This window comes from Rhodanobacter sp. Root480, assembly GCF_001426645.1.
Taxonomy (GTDB): domain Bacteria; phylum Pseudomonadota; class Gammaproteobacteria; order Xanthomonadales; family Rhodanobacteraceae; genus Rhodanobacter; species Rhodanobacter ginsenosidimutans.
This window is the reverse complement of the sequence record NZ_LMEX01000004.1, coordinates 14842-31479: the sequence shown is the minus strand read 5'-3', so window position 1 is coordinate 31479 and position 16638 is coordinate 14842. Positions and strand designations below refer to the sequence as shown.

The 16638-nt window shown below is 66.3% G+C and carries 17 protein-coding genes; all 17 read left to right on the top strand.

Annotated elements, in window-relative coordinates:
- The first annotated feature begins 257 nt into the window (after positions 1-257).
- The 17 genes from ASD22_RS14765 to flhA all read left to right on the top strand — a co-directional run bounded on the left by ASD22_RS14765 (position 258) and on the right by flhA (position 16558).
- Positions 258-1688 (top strand): sigma-54-dependent Fis family transcriptional regulator, encoded by a 1431-nt coding sequence (locus ASD22_RS14765; protein WP_056085251.1) that lies wholly within the window; start codon positions 258-260, stop codon positions 1686-1688.
- Positions 1689-2002: 314 nt separating this feature from the next.
- Entirely contained in the window at positions 2003-2338 is a 336-nt protein-coding gene (fliE, locus tag ASD22_RS14760) for a flagellar hook-basal body complex protein FliE (RefSeq protein ID WP_056085249.1), read from the top strand.
- 47 nt (positions 2339-2385) lie between these two features.
- Positions 2386-4092 (top strand): flagellar basal-body MS-ring/collar protein FliF, encoded by a 1707-nt coding sequence (gene fliF / locus ASD22_RS14755; protein ID WP_056085247.1) that lies wholly within the window; start codon positions 2386-2388, stop codon positions 4090-4092.
- Positions 4093-4102: 10 nt separating this feature from the next.
- Positions 4103-5092, top strand: a complete 990-nt coding sequence (gene fliG / locus ASD22_RS14750) for a flagellar motor switch protein FliG (protein ID WP_200946384.1) — start codon at positions 4103-4105, stop codon at positions 5090-5092.
- Positions 5092-5715, top strand: a complete 624-nt coding sequence (locus ASD22_RS14745) for a FliH/SctL family protein (RefSeq protein WP_056085244.1) — start codon at positions 5092-5094, stop codon at positions 5713-5715. Before fliG ends, ASD22_RS14745 begins: the two co-directional genes overlap by 1 nt.
- Positions 5712-7079 carry a flagellar protein export ATPase FliI gene (fliI, locus tag ASD22_RS14740; protein WP_056085242.1) on the top strand — a complete coding sequence of 456 codons (1368 nt, stop codon included), beginning with the start codon at positions 5712-5714 and terminating at the stop codon, positions 7077-7079. The genes ASD22_RS14745 and fliI overlap by 4 nt, the downstream gene beginning before the upstream one ends.
- The gene (gene fliJ / locus ASD22_RS14735; RefSeq protein ID WP_056085241.1) at positions 7076-7501 is read left to right on the top strand and encodes a flagellar export protein FliJ; all 426 of its coding nucleotides are present in this window, start codon (positions 7076-7078) and stop codon (positions 7499-7501) included. The genes fliI and fliJ overlap by 4 nt, the downstream gene beginning before the upstream one ends.
- Positions 7502-7635: 134 nt before the next feature.
- Positions 7636-8724: a flagellar hook-length control protein FliK gene (locus tag ASD22_RS14730; protein ID WP_056085239.1), complete on the top strand. Its 1089-nt coding sequence runs from the start codon at positions 7636-7638 to the stop codon at positions 8722-8724.
- A 278-nt stretch (positions 8725-9002) separates the two neighbouring features.
- Positions 9003-9494: a flagellar basal body-associated FliL family protein gene (locus tag ASD22_RS14725; RefSeq protein ID WP_056085236.1), complete on the top strand. Its 492-nt coding sequence runs from the start codon at positions 9003-9005 to the stop codon at positions 9492-9494.
- 13 nt (positions 9495-9507) lie between these two features.
- The gene (gene fliM / locus ASD22_RS14720) at positions 9508-10524 is read left to right on the top strand and encodes a flagellar motor switch protein FliM (RefSeq protein ID WP_056085235.1); all 1017 of its coding nucleotides are present in this window, start codon (positions 9508-9510) and stop codon (positions 10522-10524) included.
- The gene (gene fliN / locus ASD22_RS14715) at positions 10521-10871 is read left to right on the top strand and encodes a flagellar motor switch protein FliN (protein WP_056085233.1); all 351 of its coding nucleotides are present in this window, start codon (positions 10521-10523) and stop codon (positions 10869-10871) included. Before fliM ends, fliN begins: the two co-directional genes overlap by 4 nt.
- Positions 10868-11251 carry a flagellar biosynthetic protein FliO gene (locus ASD22_RS14710; RefSeq protein ID WP_082520290.1) on the top strand — a complete coding sequence of 128 codons (384 nt, stop codon included), beginning with the start codon at positions 10868-10870 and terminating at the stop codon, positions 11249-11251. The genes fliN and ASD22_RS14710 overlap by 4 nt, the downstream gene beginning before the upstream one ends.
- The gene (gene fliP, locus ASD22_RS14705; RefSeq protein ID WP_007080071.1) at positions 11248-11994 is read left to right on the top strand and encodes a flagellar type III secretion system pore protein FliP; all 747 of its coding nucleotides are present in this window, start codon (positions 11248-11250) and stop codon (positions 11992-11994) included. Before ASD22_RS14710 ends, fliP begins: the two co-directional genes overlap by 4 nt.
- A gap of 280 nt (positions 11995-12274) precedes the next feature.
- Positions 12275-12544, top strand: a complete 270-nt coding sequence (gene fliQ / locus ASD22_RS14700; protein ID WP_056085576.1) for a flagellar biosynthesis protein FliQ — start codon at positions 12275-12277, stop codon at positions 12542-12544.
- A complete protein-coding gene (gene fliR / locus ASD22_RS14695) occupies positions 12541-13311 on the top strand; it encodes a flagellar biosynthetic protein FliR (RefSeq protein WP_056085231.1) in 771 nt (256 codons plus the stop codon). Before fliQ ends, fliR begins: the two co-directional genes overlap by 4 nt.
- Before the next feature lie 4 nt (positions 13312-13315).
- A complete protein-coding gene (gene flhB, locus ASD22_RS14690; protein ID WP_056085229.1) occupies positions 13316-14455 on the top strand; it encodes a flagellar biosynthesis protein FlhB in 1140 nt (379 codons plus the stop codon).
- Positions 14456-14467: 12 nt separating this feature from the next.
- Positions 14468-16558 carry a flagellar biosynthesis protein FlhA gene (gene flhA, locus ASD22_RS14685; protein ID WP_056085226.1) on the top strand — a complete coding sequence of 697 codons (2091 nt, stop codon included), beginning with the start codon at positions 14468-14470 and terminating at the stop codon, positions 16556-16558.
- Positions 16559-16638 lie beyond the last annotated feature (80 nt).

Genomic DNA, 16638 nt, shown 5'->3' with positions numbered 1-16638 from the left:
ATCGTGTTTCCTCCCTCTATAAATTCAACGCTAATTGATTCAATCATTTAGCGCGGTTCCCGGCCTTTTCCCGGCCACTCCGGCGGCGTGCCGGAGGGATGAAAAGCTGACACACGACGTTTTGCCGTCACCAAAAAGTCGTCGTTGGCCCCCTTGTTGCAATGTGTCCATCGAGCCCGGCGACGTAAACCCGCCGCATCGATGAACGGCCTCCCGCGAGGGGTCAGGCCACAGCAAAAGGCAACAGGGGTATCACCATGCAGAAATTCGACTTCCTGGTTATCGAGTCCGACCGCTCCCGTGTGGATGCCGTGATGTCGGCACTGCATTTCCTGGGGTATCGACCACAGCAGGGTGACCAGTGCACGGATGCGGACGAGTCGATGCAGGCGTGGCGCGGCGTGTATGTCGGCCAGGTGAGCGACGAAGCGGAAGCCGAACGCCAGCTTGCCCTGCTGGGTGACACGGCGGCGCATGTGCCGATGCTGCTGGCCGACGACTCCGCCTGGCTGGGCCGCTTCACCGCCACCTCTTCACCGTTCACCACCCGCGTGGCCACGCTGGCTTTCCCACTGCGCTACGAGCAGATGGCCGAAGCGATGCGCGCCATGTATGCGCGCCTGCTGGGTGGCCAGGGCAACGGCATCCGCTTCGTGGGGCACTCCACACCGATGAACCACGTCAACGCCTTGATCCGCCAGGTGGCGCCGTTCGACTCCAGCGTGCTGGTGCTGGGCGAGTCGGGCACCGGCAAGGAAATGGTGGCGCGCTCGATCCACGACAGCTCCCCGCGCCGCGACAAACCCTTTGTGGCGATCAACTGCGGCGCGATCCCCGCCGAGCTGCTGGAAAGCGAATTGTTCGGCCATGAGAAGGGCTCGTTCACCGGCGCCATCAACACCCGCAAGGGCCGTTTCGAGATGGCCGAGGGCGGCACGCTGTTCCTCGACGAGATCGGCGACATGAGCCTGCCGATGCAGGTGAAGCTGTTGCGCGTGCTGCAGGAGCGCGTGTTCGAGCGCGTCGGCGGCAACAAGACCCAGCATTGCGACGTGCGCATCATTGCCGCCACCCATCGCAACCTGGAGCAATCCATCACCGACGGGAAATTCCGCGAGGATCTGTTCTACCGCCTCAGCGTGTTCCCGCTGGAGTTGCCGGCATTGCGCGAGCGGCTGGACGACCTCTCCGTGCTGATCACCGAATTCAACCAGCGGCTGGCCCGCCGCGGCCTGGGCGTGGTGCGCTTCGGCACCACCGCGATGCATGCGTTGCAGGCTTATCCATGGCCCGGCAACGTGCGCGAGCTGTCCAACCTGGTCGAGCGCATGGCCATCCTGTTCCCCCACGGCGAAGTGCGCGCCAGCGACCTGCCCGAGAAATACCGCGGCCAGCAGGTCTGCGATGACGTACGCAGCTCCGACCTGCTGGCGATGATGGAGGGCCGCGCCCCCGTCGTTGCCGACATCAGCGAAGCCCGCCCGTCCGTGTCCACCATGGGCCTGTTGCCGGAGGACGGCCTGGACCTGAAGGATCACCTGGCCGACATCGAAGTGGGCCTGATCCGCCAGGCACTCGACGCCACCGGCGGCGTCGTCGCCCACGCCGCCCGCCTGCTGCACATGCAGCGCACCACGCTGGTGGAAAAGCTGCGCAAGTACGGGTTGCAGGGGAGCATGGCGGCGTAAGGCCGGGAATCGGGAATGGGGAATAGGGAATCGCAAGAGCGTCGCCGCGAGCGGACTCTTGCGGTTTCGCTGTCATCCCTGTTCACGCCGAGCGTGATTCGCGCCGGCAGACACGCCTCGACTCCGGCTTTCGCTCGGGGCAAACGCTTGGGAAAGGCGATCTGGCTGACAAAAGCCGCCAACACCACGCCTTTGCGATTCCCCATTCCCGATTCCCGATTCCCGGCAACAACTGGCACGCCTCGTGCATCCACCTCATGCAAACCCGACACGTGTCGGGATTTCGTCACCCGCCCGCTGTAGATGAGGCAGCCATGAGTACGATCGAAGTCAACAACCTGCTTGCCCAGATGCGCCAGATGACGGCGCAGGTGCGTCCGGCGGAATCCGCGTTCAAGGCGGCTCCGGCAGTGGGGCAGGCGGGCCAGCCTGATTTTTCCGCCTTGCTGAAGCAGTCGATCGCGTCGGTGGGGCAGACCCAGATGGAAGCGGGCCGCATGGCGGCAAGTTTCGAGCGCGGCGATGCCGGCGCGGATCTGGGCCGCACCATGATCGCGATGCAGAAGGCCGACTTGTCATTGCGCAGCATGGTCACCGTGCGCAACAAGCTCGTCGATGCGTACAAGGACATCATGAACATGCCGGTCTGACGCACTTCGTCCACCGCCGACTCCCTTCATAGAAAACGAGCAGCCCCATGGCCGACAACGGCATCGCGACCACCGACAACAACGGTCGCCTTGATACCTTCAAGCAGCTTTCCCGCAACCCGGCGGCGCGCCAGCTCATGTTGCTGGTGGCCGTGGCCGGCGCGGTGGCGCTGGGGGTTGCCGTGGTGCTGTGGTCGCGCGGGCCGAACTACGGCTTGCTGTATGCGGGGCTCGGGCAGAACGACGCCGCCGCGATCACGCAGCAGCTGCAATCCACCAACACGCCGTTCAAGCTCAGCAGCGATGGCTCGTCGATCATGGCGCCGGCCGCCGACCTGGCCGCGCTGCGGCTGAAACTTGCCGGCCAGGGCCTGCCTCAGGGCACGGCCTCATCCACCGCCACGGGTGGCGATTCGCCGTTCGGCATGAGCGACCTGGCCGAGCGCACCCGTTACCAGCAACTGCTGGAGACCGACCTGGGCAACACCATCGGCGGGCTGCAGTCGGTACGCTCCGCGCGCGTGCACCTGGCCTTGCCTAAGCCGTCGGCCTTCATCCGCGACAACCGCCCGGCCACCGCCTCGGTGCTGGTGACGCTGTACCCGGGCCGCCAGTTGGACGCCGGCCAGGTGGCGGCGATCGTGCACCTGGTGTCTGCCAGCGTGCCGGATCTGGATACGCGCCAGGTGTCGGTGATCGACCAGCAGGGCCAGTTGCTCACCACCGACCCGGACAGCCCCGGCGCCATCGGCGACAGCCGCCTGCGCCTTTCCACCCGTATCGAGAACACCTACGCCGAACGCATCGAACAATTGCTGACCCCGCTGGTGGGGCCGGGCAGGGTGCGGGCGCAGGTGTATGCGGATCTGGATTTCAGCCAGACCGAGAAAGCCACCGAAACCTTCGGCCACGACCACCCGGCGCTGCGCAGCGAGCAGACCAGCAGCGAACGCCGCGGCGATGGCGCCCAGGGCGGCGTGCCCGGCGCGCTGAGCAACCAGCCGCCCGCGTTGGTGGCCCAGCCGACCGCGGCCAATCCGGATGCGGGCGCCGCCAACGCCAAGCCCGATCCGAAGGCGGCCACCGGCACCACCACCACGACCACCAGCACCGCCGATACGTCCAGCAGTGCCACCCGCAATTACGAACTGGACCGCACCATCAGCCATGTCAGCGATCCGGCCGGGCGGTTGGCGCGGCTCACCGTGGCGGTGGTGCTGGACAACAAGCTGGTCAGCGGCGGCACCACCGAGGGCGGCGATCCGAAGCCGGCCACCAGCGTGCCGTTCACCGCGCAGGAGTTGCAACACCTCACCGACCTGACCAAGAACGCCGTGGGCTTCAACGCCGCGCGCGGCGACAGCGTCAGCGTGGTCAACCAGTCGTTCCAGCGCGGTCCCTCGCCCGAGGCCTTGCCGGATACGCCGTTCTGGCAACGGCCAGGCATGATGGATCTGATCAAGCAGGGCGTCGGTATCCTGCTGGCGCTTCTGGTAGCGTTCGGCGTGCTGCGACCGCTGTTGAAAGGGCTGTTGCGAGGGGAGGCTCCGGCGCGTGCATTGCCGTCGCCGATGCCGCAGATTTCCGTACGCGTCGATGACGAACCGCAGGACGCGGACGAGCCGGCGCGGTTGCACAACACACCCGCGCTTGCCTACGAGCAACGCGTGGGAGCGGCTCGCCGGATGGTGACCGAAAATCCGAAACAGGTGGCTCAGGTGGTAAAGAACTGGGTGAGCGAAGATGGCAGTTGATCAATCCAAGATTTCCGGTGCGCAGCGTGCGGCCATTCTGCTGCTGACGCTGGGCGAAGAGGACGCTGCCGAAGTGCTCAAGCACCTCAGCGCGCGCGACGTGCAGGCGGTGGGGTCGGCCATGGCCGCCCTGTCCGGTGTATCGCGCGAGCAGGTCGAGGTGGTGCTGGACAAGCTCGACGCCGACATGGGCCAGCAGACCGCGCTGGGCGTGGGCACCGAGGAGTACATCCGCAAGATCCTCGTCAACGCGTTGGGCGAGAACAAGGCTGGCGGCCTGATCGACCGCATCCTGCTGGGTCGCAGCAGCAAGGGCCTGGAATCGCTGAAGTGGATGGAGAGCCGCGCCATCGCCGAGATGATCAACCAGGAGCATCCGCAGATCATCGCGCTGGTGCTGGCGCATCTCGAACCGGACCAGGCCGCCGAGGTACTTGGCTACCTGCCCGAGCGCGTGCGCAGCGACGCGGTGATGCGCATCGCCACGCTCGACGGCGTGCAGCCGCATGCGCTGAACGAGCTCGATGAAATCATGGAGCGTCAGTTCTCCGGCACCACCAAGAAACTGAAGTCCGCCAACGTGGGCGGGCTCAAGGCCGCCGCCGACATCCTCAATGCGATGGAGTCCAGTCGCGAAACCGAGTTGATGGGTGCCATCCGTACTCACGACGAGGCCCTCAGCGGGCGTATCGAGGACTTGATGTTCGTGTTCGAGGACCTGGCCGAGCTGGACGACCGCGGCATGCAGACGCTGCTGCGCGAAGTGCCGTCGGGCACGCTGATCACCGCATTGAAGGGCGCCGAACCGGCCATCCGCGAAAAGATCTTCGCCAACATGTCCAAGCGCGCCGCCGACATGATGCGCGACGACCTGGAAGTGAAGGGTCCGGTGCGCCTGAGCGACGTCGACGCGGCGCAGAAGGAGGTGCTGGTGATCGCCCGCAAGCTGTCCGATGCCGGCCAGCTCAACCTGTCCTCCAGCGGCGATGAGTTCGTCTGATGGTCGCGGTCGTCGGCAACGGGCCTGATGTGCAGCGTTGGGAATTGCCCAACGTGGGCAACGGCGAGTTGCCGAACCGCCGCAAGGACGACCCGCCGCAGCCGACCGTGCGCGATCTCGAAGCGCTGGAGCAGCAGGCGCGCGAGGAAGGCTATGCCGCCGGCCGTGCCGAAGGGCTGGCTGCCGCGCGACAGCAATTGCAACAGAACATGGTGCGCTTCGACGCACTGTGCGAGGCCGCCGCCCGTCCGCTGCAGGCACTCGACGACCGCACCGAGCAGGAGCTGGCGCGGCTGGCGATCGTGATGGCGCGGCGCGTCGTGGCGCGCGAGCTGCAATTGTCCCCCGACCTGATCGCCAAAGCCGTGCGCCAGGCCGCCGCGGCCTTGCCCGCGGCCACGCGCGACCTGCGCGTGCATCTTCACCCCGATGACCTGGCCTTGCTGCGCGAGCTGGGCGCGGTCGAAAGCCATTGGCAACTGCACGCGGACGCCAGCCTGACGCGCGGCGGCTGCCAGCTGGAAAGCGAACGTTCCCGCCTCGATGCCACCGTCGAAGCACGCCTGGCCGCGGTGGTCGATGCGGTGCTCGGTGACGATGTGGACGACGAGGCTGGCGCATGAATGCCCAGGTCGACACCGTCGCGCGGCAGCTGTCGTGGCAGCAGAAGCTGGCCCGGCGCACGGCGCGCGCGGAGACCGTGCGTACGCTGGCGGTCGAAGGCTGCCTGCGGCGGGTCGTGGGATTGACGCTGGAGGCGGAAGGTTGCGAAGCGGCGCTCGGCGCGCGCTGCCTGGTCGACACCGCCGACGGCGCGCAACTGGATACCGAAGTCGTGGGCTTTGCCGACGAACGGCTGCTGCTGATGCCGGTCGGCGACATGCACGGCGTATTGCCCAACGCCCGCGTCCGCCCCTGCGCACACACCCGCGGCCTGCCGGTGGGTCATGCGCTGCTGGGCCGTGTGGTGGGCGCCGATGGCATACCACTGGATGGCCTGGGCCCGCTGGAATCCGATGAACACGCGGCGCTGAAGAGCGAGCCGATCAACCCGATGGCGCGCAAGCCCATCGATGCGCCGCTGGACGTGGGCGTGCGTGCGATCAATGCCTTGCTCACCGTGGGCCGCGGCCAGCGGCTGGGCCTGTTCGCCGGCTCCGGCGTGGGCAAATCCACCCTGCTGGGCATGATGACGCGCTACACCAACGCCGACGTGGTGGTGGTGGGGCTGATCGGCGAGCGCGGCCGCGAGGTGAAGGAATTCGTCGAGCACACGCTGGGCGAGGAAGGCCGCCGCCGTGCCGTGATCGTGGCCGCGCCGGCCGACGCGCCGCCGCTGAAACGCTTGCGCGGCGCGCAGTACGCCACCGCCATCGCCGAGTGGTTCCGCGACCGCGGCATGCGCGTGCTGCTGCTGATGGACTCGATCACCCGCTACGCCCAGGCCCAACGCGAGATCGCGCTGGCCATCGGCGAGCCGCCGGCCACCAAGGGTTACCCGCCCTCGGTATTCGCGATGATGCCGGCACTGGTCGAGCGCGCCGGCAACGATGCGGACGGCCGCGGTTCGATCACCGCGTTCTACACCGTGCTTACCGAGGGCGATGATTACCGCCACGATCCGATCGCGGATGCGGCGCGCGCCATTCTGGACGGCCATATCGTGCTGTCACGCGACCTGGCCGAAGCCGGGCATTACCCGGCCATCGACATCGAGGCGTCGATCAGCCGCGTGATGCCCGCCGTGGTGGCACGCGAGCATCTGCGCGCGGCGCAGCGTTTCCGCCAGGTCTATTCCGCCTATCGCCAGCAGCGCGACCTGATCGCCGTGGGCGCGTACCAGAAAGGCTCCGACCCGCAGGTCGATCTGGCCATCGACATGTGGCCGCAACTGCGCGCCTTCCTGCAGCAGGAGGTGGATGAACCGATGACGCTCGAGATGGCCATCACCAAACTCGATGAACTGGCCGAGCAGGTGCCCGGATGAGTTCGCGCGCAGTGCAATTGCAGCCGGCGGTGGATCAGGCGAAACAACGCACCGAGGAGGCGCTGGCGCAACTGGCCTTGCAACAGCAGCAGTTGGCCAAGGGCGAGCACCAGTTGGGCGAGCTGAAGCGCTACCGCCAGGAATACGCCAGCAACGGCGACGGCAGCCTGACCGTGAGTGCGCTGCTGAACCGTCAGAAATTCGTCGAGCGCATCGACCAGGCGATCGCGCAGCAGACCAGCGAGGTTGCCCGCCTGCAGCGCCTGCTCGACCAGGTGCGCGGCCGCTGGCACCAGGCGCATGCGCGCGAAAGCGCGCTCGACAGCGTGATCGAACATTGCCTCGAAGAGGAGCGCCAGGCCGCCGACCGCCACGAGCAGGCCGAGATCGACGAACGCATGCAATACCGGCGGCCACGCTGATGGCGCGGATCTTGCCTTTCATTCGGGGTATGGAGGGTGCGCCGGGCGCGCACCTGCCGCCTGTTTTTCGCTACCCGGCGTGCGCACGGCCTGTTGTCGCCCACGTACGCCACTGCTGACGGAGTCACTTCGCCATGACCGCTACCGCCGCTGTTCTCCCCGCCGCCGTTCCGCGCGCCACACCGACGCCCGAGCCGCGCGAAGCGGCATCCAGCCCCGGCAAGTTCGATCAGCAACTCGACGCCGCCCGCCAGAAGCAGGCCTCGCCCGCTGACGACGGCAAGAAGGCGCCGTCCGGTGATCAGGCCGGCAAGACGGCGGACACGCCGCCTGCCGCGAGCGCGCCGGCGGCCGTATCCGCCAAGGCCGTCGCCGGCACCGCGGTCGAGACAACCGCGATCACCAAGGACATCGACGACGACGCGCCGGCCGATGGCGACACCCCGGCCGCGGCGCTGGCCAGTGCGATGCTGGCCCTGCTCGGGCCTGCCACCACCACCTTGCGACCGCCGCTTGCTGGCCTTGCCGACGCGAAGGTCGGTTTCGCCGGCAAGGCCGTGGCTGGCGACGCCGGCGCGGCGGCCCTGCTGAAATTGAACACGGCCGCCACTGGTACCGCCGCCAACGCGACCGCAGACATCACGGCCTTGCCGCCAGGTGCCGGGATCATGCTTGCCGCGGGCGAGGCCCGGCTCGCCGCCAGCGAAACCCGGCTCGCCGCCGTCGACAAACCCGGCGATGCGGCGACCCAGCCAGCCGCCGCGCTGACGTCGCACAGCACCGGCACCCAGGCGGCGCCGACGGTGCATCAATTGCAGATTCCCACACCCGCGGGCGGCCACGGCTTTGCCCAGGAGCTTGGCCAGCAAGTGGCCTGGCTGGGTGGGCAGGACGTCAAGCAGGCACGCATCCGGTTGAATCCGGAGGATTTGGGCCAGCTCGACATCAAGGTCAGCGTCAACCACGGTCGGGTCGACGTGGTGTTCAACGCGCAACACCCCGGCGCGGTAGCCGCCGTGCAGCAAAGCCTGCCGCAGCTCGACCAGATGCTGGGCCAGCACGGACTCTCGCTGGGCCACACCGAAGTCGGCCAGCACGACCGCGGCAGCCACAACGGTGGTGAGCATCAAACCGCCGAAGGCGCTGGAATCGATGACGTCGGCGACATCCATGGCCTGGCGGCATCACCCGTTTCGGTCGGCTTGCTGGATGCGTTTGCCTGAGGCGGGAACGGAGAATAGGGAATAGGGAATCGCAAAGCAGCGCCCGCCACGGGCATGCATGTTCCTGTCCCACAGTTTTGTCGTCCCTGCGAATTCCCATCCCGGCACCAAAGCGTCACGTCAACCTGCCGCCAGGCGTCAAGAAAGCGCCACGTTGCCCGCGCGTCTCCGCCAGATCCTAGCTGCCATGCGCTTTTCGCCGATGGCACACGGTTTGCTTCTGATGGGCATCGCCCGGTTGCACGGGCTTTCCCCTGAAACTGAGACCGAGGTTTTCCATGGCTGTAGCCGACGAAGGGCGGGTTGAGGCACCACCTGCACCGAAGAAGAAAAGTCCCCTCGCGATGATCATCGGCCTGGTGCTGCTGCTGTTGGCGCTTGGCGGTGGCGGCTTCGCCTACAAGACGATGCACGCCAAGGCCGAGGCCAAGAACGCCAACCCGGCGTCGAAGGCGGAGCTGTACCTGCCGCTCGATCCGCCGTTCGTGGTCAATTTTCGCGACGATGAGTCGCTGCGCTATCTGCAGGTGGGCATCACGCTGATGTCGCATGACGCCGATGCGCTGGCCGCGGCCAAGGCCGCCGACCCGGTGATCCGTGATGCGCTGGTGTCGCTTTTCAGCAGCCAGGAATACTCGATCATCAGCAATACCGCCGGTCGCGACAAGCTGCAGGCGCAGGCGCTGGCGGCGGTGCGCAAGATCGTGCAGGCGCGCCTGGGAAGGCCCGGCGTGGATGCGTTGTACTTCACCAGCTTCGTGATGCAGTGACCGGGACGCCGCGATGAGCGATCTGCTTTCCCAGGACGAAATCGACGCGTTGCTGGACGGCGTCGAAGGTGGCGATGTCACCACCGGCACCGACGAGCCGCTGCCGCCGGGCACCGTGCTTTCGTACGACTTCACCCAGCAGGACCGGCTGGTGCGCGGGCGCCTGCCCACGCTGGAAATGGTCAACGACCGTTTTGCGCGATTCTTCCGCACCGCGATCTTCAACGTGTTGCGCAAGACCTGCGAAGTGTCGGTGCTGGGCGTGAAGATGGTGAAGTTCACCGAGTACGTGCATGGCCTGGCGGTGCCCAGCAATTTGAACCTGGTGCGTATCAAGCCGCTGCGCGGCAGTGCGCTGGTGGTATTCGAGCCGCGGCTGGTGTTCACCGTGATCGACAACTTCTTCGGTGGCGATGGCCGCTACCACGCGCGCATCGAAGGCCGCGATTTCACCGCCACCGAAAACCGCGTCATCCAGATCATGCTGACCGAGCTGTTCGGCGCGATGACCGAAGCGTGGGCACCGGTGCTGGGGCTGGATTTCGAATACATCAACTCCGAGATCAACCCGCAGTTCGCCAACATCGTCAGTCCCACCGAGACGGTGGTGGTGTCGCGCTTCCACGTCGAGCTCGATGGCGGTGGCGGCGAAATCCATCTTACCTTGCCGTACGCCATGGTCGAGCCGATCCGCACCTTGCTGGACGCCGGCGTGCAGAGCGATCGGGTCGATCGCGACGATCGCTGGGCCGAGTTCCTGCATGAGGAAGTGCTCGACGCCGAGGTGGCGCTGAGTTCGCTGCTGCTCGAAACGCGGCTCAGCATCGGCGAGTTCCTGCACCTGCGTCCGGGCGACGTCATCCCGATCCAGTTGCCCGAACTGACCACCGTCTATGCCGAGGACGTGCCGGTGTTCCGCGGCAGCTACGGCCAATCCAACGGCCGCAATGCGGTGCGTTTCCATACCCAGGCCGGGCGGCGCGAAAGGCGCATGTCCGGCGATCACCAGACAGAGAAGAAGCCAGCATGAACCAGTCCACCGAAGACAGCGCGGTTGCCGACCCGAGCGAACGCGTCCAGTTCGATTCCCTGCAGAACCTCCCCGGCGGCCTGGGCGAGGTCAACCTCGACATGATCCTGGATGTGCCGGTGACCCTGGCGATGGAAGTGGGGCGCACCCGCATCAGCATCCGCAACCTGCTGCAGCTCAACCAGGGCTCGGTGGTGGAACTGGATCGTGCCGCCGGCGAACCGCTGGATGTGTTCGTCAATGGCACCCTGGTGGCGCACGGAGAAGTGGTGGTAATCAACGAGAAGTTCGGCATCCGCCTGACCGACGTGATCAGCCCCGCGGAACGCGTGCGCAAACTGCGATGAATACCCTGGCCCTCATGCTGGCGGTCGCACCAGCCGCCGCCGAATTCGACCCCGCCAGCGAACTGGTGCGGGTGATCCTGAGCCTGTTCGGCATCATTGCGTTGATCGTTGTGGCCGGCTGGCTCACCCGCCGGTTGCAGCGTCGCCCCGGCATGGGTGGGCGCCGCATCCGCTGCGTGGAAACCTTCGCGGTGGGCGCGCGCGAGCGCCTGTTGCTGATCGATGCCGACGGCAAGCGCCTGCTGGTAAGCATGGGCGCAGGCGGTACCCGCACGCTGCACGTGTACGACGGTGAAGTGCCCGCGCCAAGCGAGCCGGAGCCGATCAAGCCCCTGCCCAGTGCCAGCGACCTGCTGGCACGCTGGAAGCGCCGCTCATGAAGCGTTGGCGCTGGATCATCGCAGCACTGCTGGTGGTGCTGCCGCTGGGCGCGTGGGCGGTGACGCCGGGCATCCCGGTGTTGAACGTGCAGACCGCCGCCGACGGCGCCAAGAACTGGACGCTGTCGCTGCAGGTGCTTGCGCTGATGACGGCGCTGACGCTGTTGCCGGCGATCCTGCTGATGATGACGTCGTTCACTCGCATCATCATCGTGCTGGGTTTCCTGCGCCAGGCATTGGGCACGCAGTCCACGCCACCCAATCAGGTGCTGCTGGGGCTGGCGCTGTTCCTCACGTTGTTCGTGATGTCGCCGGTGCTGACCAAGGCCTACGACGAGGGTGTGAAGCCGTACATGGATGGCAACCTCAGCGCCGAGCTGGCGCTGCCGGCGGCCACCGCGCCGTTCAAGCACTTCATGCTGGACCAGACCCGCGATGCGGATCTGCAGTTGTTCACCCGGCTGGCCAAGGAAAAACCGTACGCCAGCAAGGCCGACGTGCCGTTCAAGGTGGCGATGCCGGCCTTCCTCACCAGCGAGTTGAAGACGGCGTTCCAGATGGGCTTCCTGCTGTTCGTGCCGTTCCTGATCATCGATCTGGTGGTGGCCAGCGTGCTGATGTCGATGGGCATGATGATGGTCTCACCCATGATCATCTCGCTACCGTTCAAGATCATGCTGTTCGTGCTGGTCGATGGCTGGACGCTGCTGCTCGGCACCCTGGCCGGGAGCTTCTACACGTGACCGCGCAGGCTACGCCATCTGTAGGAGCGCACCCTGTGCGCGATGCTTTTGCTTGTGTCGCACCGATGACCTGTAGGAGCGACTTCAGTCGCGACGCTCTCTGGTCAAGCAAGAGCAAAAGCTTTCGATCGCCTTCGAGCGCCAACGGCGATCGAGAGCTCTCGCTCTTGCTCGACCAACCAAAAGCGTCGCGACTGAAGTCGCTCCTACAAAAATCCAGAGCAAGAGCATCGCGCACAGGGTGCGCTCCTACAGGGGTGTGCACACCACGGAGCAACCCATGACGCCTGAATCCGTCATGGAGTTTGGCCAGCACGCGCTGTATGTGGCGATGCTGGTGGCTGCGCCGTTGTTGCTGACTGCGCTGGCCGTGGGCCTGCTGATCGGCGTGATCCAGGCGGCCACGCAGATCAACGAGATGACCCTGAGCTTCATCCCCAAGCTGATTGCGATGGCGCTGGTGGCCTTGGTCACCGGGCCGTGGATGCTGCGGGTGCTGGTGCAGTTCACCAAGCAGTTGATCGAAAGCCTGCCGAGTGCGATCAGATGACAGGGCTGGATCTGGCGCAGCTGCCGGCCTGGATGGGTAGCCTGTTCTGGGCGTTGGCGCGGGTCAGCGGGCTGTGCCTGGTGGCGCCGGTTTTCAGCGCCACGGTGATCTCGGCGCGGATCCGGGTGGGCGTGGTGGTGGTGTTGACGCTGGTGCTGGCGCCGATGGCCTCGGCCACGATCGATCCGCTGAGCGCCGAAGGCGTGGCGACGATGGCGGGGCAGGTGTTGATCGGCGCGGCCATCGGTTTCGTGTTGAAGCTGGTGTTCGAGGCGGTGTCGCTGGGCGGGACCCTGATTGCGCAGAGCATGAGCCTGGGTTTCGCCGAAGTGGTGAATCCGCAGGCCGGCGGCAGCTCGCCGGTGTTGAGCCAGTTCTACCTGATACTGGTGACGCTGCTGTTTCTGGTGATGGACGGCCACTTGCGCTTGATTGCGCTGCTTGCCGACAGCTTTCATACCTTGCCGCCGGGCGTGCCGGCGATCAACGCCAATGGCCTGCACGCGGTGGCCAGTTTTGGCGCGGAGCTGTTTGCCGGCTCGGTGCGGGTGGCGTTGCCGGCGATGACGTCGCTGCTGGTGGTGAACATCGGCTTTGCGGCGATCAGCCGCGCGGCGCCGTCGATGAACCTGTTCGCGGTGGGTTTTCCGATCACCGTGTCGCTGGGTTTCGTTGCGTTGTGGTTGTCGCTGCGCAGCCTGCCCGGTGCGTTCGAGGCCTTGCAGGGCGACGCCTGGTCGCTAATGCGCAACCTCATAGGGAGCTGACGCCGTGGCTGACGACAGCGACCAGGAAAAAACCGAACAACCTACCGAAAAACGCCTTCGCGAATCCCGCGAAAAGGGCGAGGTTCCGCGATCGCGCGATCTGTCCGGCGCGATGGTGGTGCTGGCTGGCGTGGCGGCCTTGATGAGCAGCGGCCCCAGCGCGTACCTGCATGCGCAGCGGATTTTTTCGCTGGGGTTGCACTATTCGCGCGATGCGCTGTTTTCCGACGCGTTGCCCGGCCGCGCGCTGGTGGCGGCGATGCACGAGGCGATGGCGCTGTTCTGGCCGGTGGCGGCGGCGACGATGCTGGCCACGGTGGCGGCGCCCTTGTTGCTGGGCGGGCTGAATTTCAGCGCCAAGGCGCTGGAGCCGAAGTTCGAGCGGCTCGACCCGATCAAGGGGCTGGGCAAGATTTTCGCCATGCGTGGCCTGGTGGAGCTGGGCAAGGCACTGCTGAAACTGTTGTTTATCGGCGCGGTGCTGGCCTTGCTGCTGCGCCACTGGCAGGGCGAGCTGCAGGCGACTGGCAGCGGCTCGGTGACGGCCGGCATTGCCCAGTCGATCAGCCTGATGGGCAGGGCCGCGCTATGGTTCGGCTCGATGCTGGCGCTGATCGGCGGCATCGACGCGCTCTACCAGAAGTACGACCACAGCAAGAACCTGCGCATGACCAAGCAGGAAATCAAGGACGAGATGAAGGAGAGCGAGGGCAACCCCGAGATGAAGGGGCGCATCCGCCAGGTGCAGCAGGCGCAGGCACGCCGCCGCATGATGGAAGACCTGCCCAAAGCCGACGTGGTGGTGGTCAACCCCACCCACTTCGCGGTGGCGCTGCGCTACGACGATGGCCACATGGGCGCGCCCCGGGTGATCGCCAAGGGCGTGGACGTGCTGGCCCAGCAAATCCGCCTGGTGGCGGGCTCCCATCACATTCCGATGGTCGAAGCGCCGCCGTTGGCACGCGCCTTGTATGCAACCACGGAAATAGGGCGGGAAATTCCTGCCGCCCTGTACGTGGCGGTGGCGCAGGTACTGGCCTACGTCTACCAGCTGAAGCAAGCAACGGCGCAGGGCGAGACACCGCCCGCGGCACCGGTCCCCGACGTCGATCCTGAACTGATGGGGCCTTATCGCGACACATGACGAGTCAAATCCATGACGGGTGCAGACGTACTAGGCAATTTCAAACACTTCGCCCGACGGGGAATTGGCGCACCAGTGATGATGCTGGTGATGCTGGCGATGCTGATGTTGCCGCTGCCGCCGTTCCTGCTCGACATGTTGTTCAGCTTCAATATCGCGCTGTCGCTGGTGATCCTGCTGGCGGTGGTCTACGTGATGCGGCCGCTGGAGTTCGCGGCGTTTCCCACCGTGGTGCTGATGGCGACCTTGCTGCGCCTGGCACTGAACATCGCCTCCACCCGTGTGGTGCTGCTGCACGGCCATGACGGCCCCGGCGCCGCCGGCAAGGTGATCGAGGCGTTTGGCGAGTTCGTCATCGGCGGCAACTTCGCGGTCGGCCTGGTGGTGTTCATCATCATCACCATCATCAACTTCGTGGTGGTGACCAAGGGCGCCACCCGCGTGTCGGAGGTGACCGCGCGGTTCACGTTGGACGCGATGCCCGGCAAGCAGATGGCGATCGACGCCGACTTGAACGCCGGCCTGCTGACCCAGGAACAGGCGCGCGATCGCCGCCAGGAAGTGCGCGAGGAGGCGGACTTCTACGGCTCGATGGACGGTGCCTCGAAATTCGTGCGCGGCGATGCTACCGCCGGCATCCTGATCCTGATCATCAACATCGTCGGTGGCTTCTTCGTCGGCGTGATGCAGCACGGCCTGTCGGCCGGTGAGGCCGCCTCCACCTACACCTTGTTGACCATCGGCGACGGCCTGGTGGCGCAGGTGCCGGCGCTGATGCTGTCGGTGGCCGCGGCGATCATCGTCACCCGCGTGTCGAAATCCCAGGACATGGGCAAGCAGGTGTTCGGCCAGGTGTTCGGCCAGCCGCGCGCGCTGGGCGTGGCCGCTGCGGTGCTGACCGTGATGGGCGTGATCCCCGGCATGCCGAACGTGGCCTTCCTGCTGCTGGGCGCGGCCTGCGCCGGCGCCGCGTGGCTGCTGCTGAAACGCGAGCGCGATAGCCGCGCCCAATTGGCCGAAGCCGTGGCCGAAGCGCCGCAAGCTACCGCGGCGCCCGAGCGTCTGGAACTGGGTTGGGAGGACGTGGCCAGCGTCGACCCGCTGGGCCTGGAGGTGGGCTACCGGTTGATTCCGCTGGTCGACACGCACCAGGGCGGCGAGCTGATGGGGCGGATCAAGTCCGTGCGCCGCAAGCTGTCGCAGGAGCTGGGCTTCCTGGTGCCGGCGGTGCATATCCGCGACAACCTGGATCTGGGCCCCAACACTTATCGCATCACCCTGATGGGCGTGCCGATGGGCGAGTCGGAGGTGCACACCGAGCGCCTGATGGCGATCAACCCCGGCCAGGTGCACGGCACCCTGCAAGGCATCGCCACGCGGGACCCGGCGTTCGGCCTGGAAGCGGTGTGGATCGACAGCGGCCAGCGCGATCTGGCCCAGAGCTACGGCTACACCGTGGTCGACCCGGCCACCGTGATCGCCACCCATCTGTCGCATATCCTGCAAAACCACGCGCACGAATTGCTCAGCCACCAGGACGTGCAGCAGCTGCTGGACCGCCTGGCTGCCACCGCACCGAAACTGGTCGAGGACCTGGTGCCGAAGCGGCTGACCCTGGGCGCCGTGGTGAAGGTGCTGCAGAACCTGCTGGCCGAGCGCGTGCCGATCCGCAATATGCGCAGCATCGTCGAATCCTTGGCGGAACATGCCACTCATAGTCAGGATCCCGGCGTTCTGACCGCCGCCGTGCGCGTGGCGCTGGGTCGCCAGATCGTGCAGGAGATCACCGGCCTGGGCACCGAGGTGCCGGTGATCACGCTGGCGCCGGAGCTCGAACAGATCCTGATGAATTCGCTGTCCGGCGGCGGCGTGGCTGGCGCCGCGGTGGAACCGGGCCTGGCCGACCGCCTGCAGCAGAGCGTCGCTGACGCTGCGCGGCGCCAGGAAGTCACCGGCGAACCGGCCGTTTTGCTGGTTGCGCCACAGTTGCGGCCATGGCTCGCACGCTTTACCCGCCATGTGGCACAAAACCTGCACGTACTCGCTTACAACGAAGTGCCTGACAACCGCCGCGTGCGGCTGGTCCAGGCACTGGGTCAATAAGAACCGGGAGCAGGCATCGTGAATCGAGAATCTTCGGCAAGGAATGGCGGCATGCGGAAACAGGAACAGCCTCACCTCTC

Excerpts from the sequence above, each read along its gene's own strand:
- fliN (WP_056085233.1), top strand. The coding sequence starts at position 10,521 with ATGAACCAGTCCACCGAAGACAGCGCGGTTGCCGACCCGAGCGAACGC.
- flhA (WP_056085226.1), top strand. The coding sequence starts at position 14,468 with ATGACGGGTGCAGACGTACTAGGCAATTTCAAACACTTCGCCCGACGG.
- ASD22_RS14710 (WP_082520290.1), top strand. The coding sequence starts at position 10,868 with ATGAATACCCTGGCCCTCATGCTGGCGGTCGCACCAGCCGCCGCCGAA.
- fliP (WP_007080071.1), top strand. The coding sequence starts at position 11,248 with ATGAAGCGTTGGCGCTGGATCATCGCAGCACTGCTGGTGGTGCTGCCG.
- fliQ (WP_056085576.1), top strand. The coding sequence starts at position 12,275 with ATGACGCCTGAATCCGTCATGGAGTTTGGCCAGCACGCGCTGTATGTG.
- ASD22_RS14745 (WP_056085244.1), top strand. The coding sequence starts at position 5,092 with ATGGTCGCGGTCGTCGGCAACGGGCCTGATGTGCAGCGTTGGGAATTG.
- ASD22_RS14725 (WP_056085236.1), top strand. The coding sequence starts at position 9,003 with ATGGCTGTAGCCGACGAAGGGCGGGTTGAGGCACCACCTGCACCGAAG.
- fliI (WP_056085242.1), top strand. The coding sequence starts at position 5,712 with ATGAATGCCCAGGTCGACACCGTCGCGCGGCAGCTGTCGTGGCAGCAG.
- fliJ (WP_056085241.1), top strand. The coding sequence starts at position 7,076 with ATGAGTTCGCGCGCAGTGCAATTGCAGCCGGCGGTGGATCAGGCGAAA.
- fliM (WP_056085235.1), top strand. The coding sequence starts at position 9,508 with ATGAGCGATCTGCTTTCCCAGGACGAAATCGACGCGTTGCTGGACGGC.
- ASD22_RS14765 (WP_056085251.1), top strand. The coding sequence starts at position 258 with ATGCAGAAATTCGACTTCCTGGTTATCGAGTCCGACCGCTCCCGTGTG.
- fliE (WP_056085249.1), top strand. The coding sequence starts at position 2,003 with ATGAGTACGATCGAAGTCAACAACCTGCTTGCCCAGATGCGCCAGATG.
- fliF (WP_056085247.1), top strand. The coding sequence starts at position 2,386 with ATGGCCGACAACGGCATCGCGACCACCGACAACAACGGTCGCCTTGAT.
- ASD22_RS14730 (WP_056085239.1), top strand. The coding sequence starts at position 7,636 with ATGACCGCTACCGCCGCTGTTCTCCCCGCCGCCGTTCCGCGCGCCACA.
- fliR (WP_056085231.1), top strand. The coding sequence starts at position 12,541 with ATGACAGGGCTGGATCTGGCGCAGCTGCCGGCCTGGATGGGTAGCCTG.